We start from the raw sequence: 8,158 nt of genomic DNA on the forward strand, positions 1-8,158 counted from the left end.
TCCTCCGGCTGGCGCGGCTCATGGGTCGCCACGCGCTCGCCGGGGGCGAGCTCGGTGAGGACGGGGCTGGTCGAGACGACCTGCTGGTGGTAGGTGGGGGTGATCCCGGCCTTGCGCATCAGGTCGTTCACGTCGCGCTTCTGGTCCGGGGTCTGCACGGTGATGACCGTGCCGGACTCGCCGGCGCGCGCGGTGCGGCCCGAGCGGTGCAGGTAGGCCTTGTGCTCGACGGGCGGGTCGGCGTGGACCACGAGCGCGACCTCGTCCACGTGGATGCCGCGCGCGGCGATGTCGGTGCAGACCATCGTCGTCGCGGTGCCGGAGCCGAAGGCCTCGAGGTTCCGGGTGCGGGCGTTCTGCGAGAGGTTCCCGTGCAGGTCCACCGCGTCCACGCCGCGGGCGGAGAGCTTGCGGGCGAGGTTCTTCGCGCCGTACTTGGTGCGGGTGAACATGATGGTGCGGCCCGGGGCGGCCGCGAGGTCGCGCAGCACGTCGAAGCGCGTCTCCTTGTCGACCTCGAGCACGTGGTGCTCCATGGTGCCCACGGGGCTCGTCGCGGGATCCGCGGAGTGCGTGACCGGGTCGTGGAGGAACTCCTTGACCAGCTTGTTCACGCCGGAGTCGAGGGTCGCGGAGAACAGCATCCGCTGGCCGCGGCGCGGGGTCGCCTCGAGGATGCGGCGCACCATGGGCAGGAAGCCCATGTCGGCCATGTGGTCGGCCTCGTCGATCACGGTGATCTCGATGGCGCCGAGATCGGCGTGGCCCTGGCCCATCAGGTCGAGGAGCCGTCCGGGGCAGGCGATGAGCACGTCGACGCCGCCCGCGAGGGCGTTCACCTGCGGGTTCTGGCCGACGCCGCCGAAGACGACGGCGCTGCGCAGGCCGGCGGCCTTCTCCAGCGGCTTCAGCGAGTCGGCGATCTGCGAGGCGAGCTCGCGGGTGGGGGCGAGCACGAGCGAGCGCGGCCGACGGGCGGTGCGGCGCCTCGGGGTCTCCAGCAGGCGCGCCACCAGCGGCAGCAGGAAGGCGTAGGTCTTGCCCGAGCCGGTGCGGCCCCGGCCCAGCACGTCGCGCCCGGCCAGGGAGTCCGGCAGCGTCGCGGCCTGGATGGGGGTGGGGTCGGTGATCCCCAGCGGCGCGAGGGCGGCGGTGAGGGAGGCGGGCACGCCGAGGCGTGCGAAGTCAGGGGTGGTCACGAAGGGTGATCCGTTCTCTGTGCGTTGCACCCCGCACGTCGTCTTCGCGTCGGGACCGCTCGAGGCGGTCCTCTCCGGCCGACGCTGTCGCCGTCGGCGGGGCCTGCCGCTCCTCGTGCCCGACGCCGTGCGTCGAGGGGTGCGGGGCTGCCCGGACGGGACCTGTGCCGCGGCGGGAGGACGGCACTTCTACCCACCTTACGCGGCGGTCACCTCGCAGGCGACGGGCGGCACTCCGCATGTGAGATACCACCGTGTCCTCCTGCCGCGGCCTGCGTCCCCGTAAGCCATCCGCCCAAGATTTCCAACGTTGCACATTCTGGGGTGATGGGGTTGACTGGTTCCCGACAGATCACCGCCGATCACGCGCCAGGAGCCTCTGTGATGATCCCTCCGACCCCCGCGCTGCCCGAGGCGCTCGCCGCGCTGTTCACACGAGCCGACGAGCTCGCGGCCCAGCTGGACGCCCCGCTCTCCGCCGCGCCCGACGTGCCCCGCCCCGAGCACCCGCGCCCCCAGCTGCAGCGCCCCACCTGGCTGAACCTCAACGGGACCTGGGAGTTCGAGATCGATCGCGGCGACACGGGCCGGGAGCGCGGCCTGCTGGATCGCGCGCTCGAGGACGAGATCACGGTGCCCTTCGCGCCCGAGACCGCGGCCTCCGGGATCGGCGACCGCGACTTCCTCGAGGCCGTCTGGTACCGCCGCACGGTCACGATCCCCGCCGACTGGGAGGGCCTGCGGCCGATCCTGCGCTTCGAGGCGGTGGACCAGGACGCGACCGTCTGGGCGAACGGCGTCGAGGTCGCCCGCCATCGCGGCGGTTTCACGCCCTTCGCGGCCGATCTCTCGCAGGTCCCCGGCGTCGGCGCCGGCAGCGAGGTCAGCGTCGTCGTCCGTGCCCGTGATCCGCACGATGCGCCCCAGGCCCGCGGCAAGCAGTCCACCTGGTTCCGGCCCACCCACGCCAACTACCACCGCACCACCGGCATCTGGCAGAGCGTCTGGCTCGAGGGCGTGCCGGCCGACGAGATCCGCTCCCTGCGGATCATCCCCTCGCTCGCCGCCGCCTCCTTCGCGATCGACGTGCCGCTCTCGCGCAGCACCCCCGGCACCTGCCTCGAGGTCATCGCCTCCGTGCCCGGCGGGGAGGAGGTCGCGCGCGCGAGCGCCCGCGCCGACCTCGACCTCGCCCCGCACCTGGCGCTGACGATCCCCGAGGAGCACGTGCGCGTGTGGGGCGCCGGCGCGCCCGAGCTCTACGCCCTGCAGGTGCGGCTGCTGGATGCCGACGGCGCCGTGCTCGACGAGGTCCGCTCCTACGCGGGCCTGCGCTCGACCTCCCTGAACGCCCACGAGTACCGTCTGAACGGCGAGAAGGTCTTCCAGCGCCTGGTCCTGGACCAGGGCTACTGGGAGGACTCGTTCATGACCGCCCCGTCGGACGATGCCTTCACCACCGACATCCGCCTGGCGATGGAGGCCGGCTTCAACGGCGCCCGTCTCCACCAGAAGGTCTTCGACCAGCGCATGCTCTTCTGGGCGGACCTGCACGGCTATCTCACCTGGGGCGAGTTCGGGGACTGGGGTGTCTCGGGCCTCGGCCCGCTCGGCGACAACCAGCAGCCCACCGCCTCCTTCATCGGGCAGTGGATCGAGGCGGTCGCCCGCGACATCAACCACCCCTCGATCATCGGCTGGTGCCCGCTGAACGAGACCCACCAGATCCTCCACGACCGCTACACGCAGCTCGACGTCGTCACCCAGGCGATGTACGACGCGACCAAGCTCGCCGACCCCTCCCGCCCCGTGCTCGACGCCTCCGGCTACTCCCACCGGGTGCGCGGCGCCGACGTCTACGACTCCCACTCCTACGAGCAGGATCCCGAGCGGTTCCGTGCCGAGCAGGCCGGGCTCGCCGAAGGCCGACCCTTCGTCAACCGCCGCGACCTGGCCCCGGACGAGTACCCCTTCGCCGACGGTGAGTTCTCCCTGCCCTTCGCCGGCCAGCCGTACTTCGTCTCGGAGTACGGCGGCATCTGGTGGAACGAGCAAGAGGCGAAGGAGGCCGCCGAAGCGGCGCGCGCAGGGAACAACGCCGCCGAGTCCTGGGGCTACGGCCAGCGGATCACCAGCGAGGAGGAGCTCTATGCACGCTTCGAGGGGCTCACCCGCGTGCTGCTCGAGGACCCGCTGATGTTCGGCTACTGCTACACGCAGATGACCGACGTGTTCCAGGAGAAGAACGGCGTGGTCGACTTCGCCCGCGGCCGCAAGCTCGACCTCGCCCGGCTGCGCGCGATCCAGGAGCAGCCCGCGGCCTACGAGACCGAGGGCTGAGCCTCCGAGCGCTCTCCCGCCCCGTCGGCGTCGGTGCCGGAGAGATCCGTGGGGCCGACGGCGGCGCGCCCGAGGTGCTGGGGCCGACGGTAGAGGTGCTGGCCGAGCTCGCCGTGAGCGGTCCGGCTCTCGAGGTCGCGATCGGCACCGGCCGCGTCGCGACCCGGCTGCGCGAGGCGGGCGCGCGGCCGGGGCCTTGCCCGGGGGTGGTCGCTCGCACCCGCGCTTCCGGGGCGGAGGCCGGCTTCACCGCCGCCGTTCTCGAGGTCGATGCCGAGTCCTCACCGGAGCTACCCGACTCCACGAGGCCGTCGGCTTCCATCGCGCCCACGTCTACGCGACCTACGAGAAGCCGGTGGGCTGACGCCCCCGCCCTTGACGCGCACCGCGCCTGCTGTTCATAGTGTCTATGAACAGTAAGGGCGGTCGACGCGTGCGGCCGCCGGCCCGGAGGAGGCGTGAGGCGGATGCACATCCCGGTCGACCCCTCCTCGCCCGAGCCGCTCTACGTGCAGATCCGCGACCATCTGGCCGAGGCGATCGCGCGCGGCGACCTGCCCGCCGGAGAGTCGCTCCCCTCGATCCGCGTCCTCGCCCGTGACCTGCGGGTCAGCGTCATCACGACCACCCGTGCCTACAACGAGCTGGTGGCCGACGGCCTGGTGGACTCCGTGCGCGGCAAAGGCGTCTTCGTCCGGGCCCAGGAACCCGAGAGGATCCGTGCACGGGCACTCGAACGCATCGACGCGGCACTCGCCGAGGCCGTTCGGGCGGCCGGGACGGCCGACATCGGGGCCGAGGAGCTGCACCACCGCTTGCACCACCGCCTCACCCGCATCCTGGAGGAGGACCTATGAGCACGCCGTCCCCGCAGCCGCCTGCGGCCGTGGACATCCAGGAGCTGACCGTGGAGCTGCCCTCGCGGGACCGCCCCTACGCCGCTCCGCTGCGCGCCGTGCAGGATCTCGACCTGACGGCGCCCGCAGGACAGGTCACGGCGCTCGTCGGCGCCAACGGCGCGGGCAAGACCACCACGCTGCGCACGATCCTCGGAGCCCTGCCCTTCTCGGCTGGGCGCCTCGAGGTGCTCGGCACCGCCATGGGTTCGGCGCGGGTCGGCGTGCCGCAGGGCGTGGCCGCCGTCCCCGACAGACCCGCCTATCCGGAGCGCTGGACGGCGCGCAGGGTCGCCCGGGCGTACGCGGCCGCGGGGCCTTTCGACCTCGCGCTCTTCGAGGCCCGGCTGACAGCGCTCCGGGCGCCCCTCGGCCGGTCTGTCGGCTCCCTCTCCCGCGGGCAGCTCACCCAGGTGGCGGTCTCCGCGGCGCTCGCCCGCGACCCGCGGCTCCTGCTCCTCGACGAGCCCTTCGCGCGCCTGGATCCGCTGGCCCGCACCGACCTCGTCGACGAGCTGCGCGAGCTGATGGCCCGCGAGGATCGCACGATCCTGCTGTCGACCCACGACCTCGAGGGCATGGACCGCTTCGTCGACCATCTCGTGGTCATCGCGGGCGGCAGCGCGGTGCTCGAGGGGGAGGTCGAGACGCTCTGCGATGAGTTCCTCCTGCTCGAGCATCCATCGGACACTTCAGCGGGGAGCGATGCTGGTTCGCTGATCGGCCCGGTCACCACCGGCGGCACCACCCGCGGTCTCATCGCGGTCGACGACGCCGGCGGACTCTCGCCCGAGGTCTCGCTGCGCCGGCCGGCGATGAGCGAGCTCGTCACCCATTGCCTGCGCGCCGCCGGTGCGACCCCGGCACCGGACACGGACCTTGTTCCGGAAAGGACGCCTCCCCCCACCACAACCCCGAGGAGGGACGAGTCATGATCCCGATCCGACAGGCGATGCTCATGGAGCTTCGCCTGAACACCGGTCGTTTCGGCGCCGCCGTCGCGCTGTGCGTGCTGTGCCTGGTCCTCGCGGCGACCGTCACCGACGCCCTGGTGGCCGTGCTGCCGATCTGGGCGGTGCTGGCCTGGTACCGCTACGGTCGGGCCGACACTGCCTCGCGCGCCGAGCTGAGAGCGAGCCTCGGCCTCTCCCGCGCGGACCGAGTGCGGGGGCGCGTCGCCCTGATCGGCTTCGAGACGCTCCTCCTGCTGCTCACCGCGGCCCTCGCCCCGTTCGCCGCGACAGCCACCGGGCGTGCGATCTCCGTGGAGCCCGGCCCCACGTTCACCCTGCAGGGGCCGCCCGATCTCCCGCAGGCGGTGCTCGTCGGGGTCGGTCTGGCCATGTCCGCACTCGTGCTGGTGATCACCGCGATCGTCGTCGGCGGGGACTGCCTCACCCACCGCCCCGCCCGGTCGATGGCCGTGCTGAGCTTCGTCGTGTACCTCGGCGCGGGCATGCTCTGCTCCGCAGTAATCGGGGTGCCGCTGGTGGCCTTCGAGCGGGCGGAGATGTCCCTCGGCGCGTATCTGCTGGTCGGCGTCGGGGTTCTGGTGCTCCTCGCCGCGGCCCTGCTGGTGCTGCGCCGACGGGTCCGCCGGTGGATCCGTGTTCTCGACTCGGGGGCCGCGGCCCGGGCGCACGCAGCGGCGTGAACCTCGGTCCGGACATGAGTTCCGTCCGGGGCCCGGTGAGTCCTGCTCGAGGCCCGATGAGCGCCGCCCGGGGCAGGACGAGCCACGGCGATCCGGCACGGTGCCGTCCGGTGAGCATCGAGCCGCACCGTCGCGGCGAACGGGGCGGGGAACGTCGCAGGGCTGTGGAACGATTGCGCCCATGACGATCACCGCTGCGGCCGACGGCTCCGCCCTCGGCAATCCCGGACCCGCAGGCTGGGCCTGGTACATCGACGAGGACACCTGGCGTGCGGGCGGCTGGCCCCACGGCACCAACAACATGGGCGAGCTGAAGGCCGTCCTGGACCTCCTCGAGGCGACGGCCGTGGACTCCGACCAGCACCTGCACATCCTGTGCGACAGCCAGTACGTCATCAACTCCATCACCAAGTGGATGCCGGGATGGAAGCGCAAGGGCTGGCGGAAGAAGGACGGCAGGCCCGTCATGAACGTCGAGCTGCTGAAGGACATCGACCGCGCGCTCGCCGGGCGCAGCGTCGAGTTCGAGTGGGTCAAGGGCCACGCCGGCCACGCGATGAACGAGGCGGCCGACAAGCGCGCGAACGCCGCCGCGACCGCCTTCTCGAAGAAGCAGGACCCGCAGGTCGGCCCCGGATACCGGGGGAGCGCGGCGCCCTCGGCCGGAGCCCGGTCCGCAGATGCTCCCGCGGCCGTGTCCGCCGCTGCGTCTCCGTCGGCGCCTCCCGCCGAAGCGGACCTGTTCAGCCTCTTCGACCAGCCCGCAGCCCCGTCCTGCTCCACCGCGGTCGAGGACACGGTCCTCGTCGCCGACGCCCCCGGCACCAGCGACTTCGAGCAGGTCATCACCCGTGAGCAGGCGCTGCTGAGCGACGCCCTGCGCGCCGACGCCCCGAGCGCGGCCGAGCTGCTCCACCCCGCCTTCACCGAGATCGGCGCGAGTGGCCGCACCTATGACCGCGAGGAGACCCTCGCCGCCCTCGCGCCGCTGGAGGGCGTGCGAGCCGAGGAGTTCATCGCCGACGAGCTCGCACCCGGCGCGATCCTCCTGCGCTATGTCACCACCGGCCCGGACGGCACCGTCCACCGCAGCTCGGTGTGGGTGAAGGAGCGGGGCCGCTGGCTGCTGCGCCACCACCAGGGCACCCCGGAGGGCAGCCGGACGCGGTGACGAGCTCCGTCCCGCTCGCGGACCGCGCAGGCGGACCCGACCTCGCCCGCGGCCTCGCCCTGCTCGGCATCGCCCTGGCGAACCTGGTGGGCTGGCTGCACGGCTCCGCCTGGACGGTGCTGCTGAAGCAGCAGGACGCGAGCGCCGCGGACCGCGTCGTGGACGTGCTGCTCGCCCTGCTCGTCGACAACCGCGGCTTCCCGCTGTTCGCGCTGCTGTTCGGGTACGGGATCGGGATCCTCCGCCGCCGCTCCCTCGAGCGCGGGGAGCGCACAGGACTGTTCCTCCGGCGCATGCTGCGCCGTTTCGCCGTGCTGCTCGCGATCGGCCTCGCCCACGCGATCCTGCTGTTCAGCGGGGACGTCCTGATGCCCTACGCGATCATCGGGCTGCTCTGCGCGGTGCTCGTGACCCGGCACCGGCTGCTGCTGGCCGCGGCCGCGCTCATCACCCTGCCCGCGCTCGGCGTGTGGGGATGGGTCGACGGCACGATCGGGCTCGGTGGGAGCACCGGCTACGCCGCGGCCTCCGCCCCCGACTATCTCACCGGCGTCGGGATCCGCGCCCCGGAGGCGCTGCGCGACACGCTGCTGGCCCCGATCGAGGAGATCGGCCTGCTCTCCCCGATGGCGCTCGGCGCGCTCATGGCCCGCGGCGCCGTGCTCGAGGACGTTCCCGCGCATCGCCGGCGGCTCGGCTGGCTCGCCCGATGGGGCCTCGCGATCGGCCTGGTCGGCGCGGTGCCGCTCGCCGCCGTGCTGGTCCTGGACCCCGCCCATGCCCGGCTCGACGCCGAGATCGTGCTGGGCGTCCTCGGCGTGCTCCACCAGGTCAGCGGCCTCGCCGGGGCCGTCGGCCTCGCCGCCGGGACCGCGCACGACCTCTACTCGGTGCAGCG

7 protein-coding genes are annotated in these 8,158 nt (G+C 72.9%); 6 read left to right on the top strand and 1 reads right to left on the bottom strand.

Features of this window, described 5'->3' with window-relative positions:
* Positions 1–1,199 (bottom strand): DEAD/DEAH box helicase (locus tag HMPREF3159_RS07445; protein WP_070500460.1); only part of this gene is annotated, 1,199 nt, incomplete at its 3' end.
* 384 nt (positions 1,200–1,583) lie between these two features.
* Here HMPREF3159_RS07445 and HMPREF3159_RS07450 point away from each other — a divergent pair.
* The 6 genes from HMPREF3159_RS07450 to HMPREF3159_RS07475 form a co-directional block, all read left to right on the top strand.
* Positions 1,584–3,539: a glycoside hydrolase family 2 protein gene (locus HMPREF3159_RS07450; protein ID WP_083305854.1), complete on the top strand. Its 1,956-nt coding sequence runs from the start codon at positions 1,584–1,586 to the stop codon at positions 3,537–3,539.
* A 467-nt stretch (positions 3,540–4,006) separates the two neighbouring features.
* Positions 4,007–4,396 (top strand): GntR family transcriptional regulator, encoded by a 390-nt coding sequence (locus HMPREF3159_RS07455; RefSeq protein ID WP_070500461.1) that lies wholly within the window; start codon positions 4,007–4,009, stop codon positions 4,394–4,396.
* Entirely contained in the window at positions 4,393–5,370 is a 978-nt protein-coding gene (locus tag HMPREF3159_RS07460) for an ATP-binding cassette domain-containing protein (RefSeq protein ID WP_070500462.1), read from the top strand. The genes HMPREF3159_RS07455 and HMPREF3159_RS07460 overlap by 4 nt, the downstream gene beginning before the upstream one ends.
* Positions 5,367–6,089, top strand: coding sequence for a hypothetical protein (locus HMPREF3159_RS07465; protein WP_070500463.1), 723 nt, complete (start codon positions 5,367–5,369; stop codon positions 6,087–6,089). The genes HMPREF3159_RS07460 and HMPREF3159_RS07465 overlap by 4 nt, the downstream gene beginning before the upstream one ends.
* A 181-nt stretch (positions 6,090–6,270) precedes the next feature.
* Positions 6,271–7,260, top strand: a complete 990-nt coding sequence (locus HMPREF3159_RS07470; RefSeq protein ID WP_070500464.1) for a ribonuclease HI family protein — start codon at positions 6,271–6,273, stop codon at positions 7,258–7,260.
* Positions 7,257–8,158: DUF418 domain-containing protein (locus tag HMPREF3159_RS07475; protein ID WP_070500465.1), on the top strand; the 902-nt coding region annotated here is incomplete at its 3' end. The genes HMPREF3159_RS07470 and HMPREF3159_RS07475, both read left to right, overlap by 4 nt.

It is taken from the genome of Brachybacterium sp. HMSC06H03 (assembly GCF_001807385.1).
In the GTDB taxonomy this organism is placed as follows: domain Bacteria; phylum Actinomycetota; class Actinomycetes; order Actinomycetales; family Dermabacteraceae; genus Brachybacterium; species Brachybacterium conglomeratum.

Coding starts and splice junctions, on each gene's coding strand:
- HMPREF3159_RS07450 (WP_083305854.1), top strand. CDS start 1,584: ATGATCCCTCCGACCCCCGCGCTGCCCGAGGCGCTCGCCGCGCTGTTC.
- HMPREF3159_RS07455 (WP_070500461.1), top strand. CDS start 4,007: ATGCACATCCCGGTCGACCCCTCCTCGCCCGAGCCGCTCTACGTGCAG.
- HMPREF3159_RS07460 (WP_070500462.1), top strand. CDS start 4,393: ATGAGCACGCCGTCCCCGCAGCCGCCTGCGGCCGTGGACATCCAGGAG.
- HMPREF3159_RS07465 (WP_070500463.1), top strand. CDS start 5,367: ATGATCCCGATCCGACAGGCGATGCTCATGGAGCTTCGCCTGAACACC.
- HMPREF3159_RS07470 (WP_070500464.1), top strand. CDS start 6,271: ATGACGATCACCGCTGCGGCCGACGGCTCCGCCCTCGGCAATCCCGGA.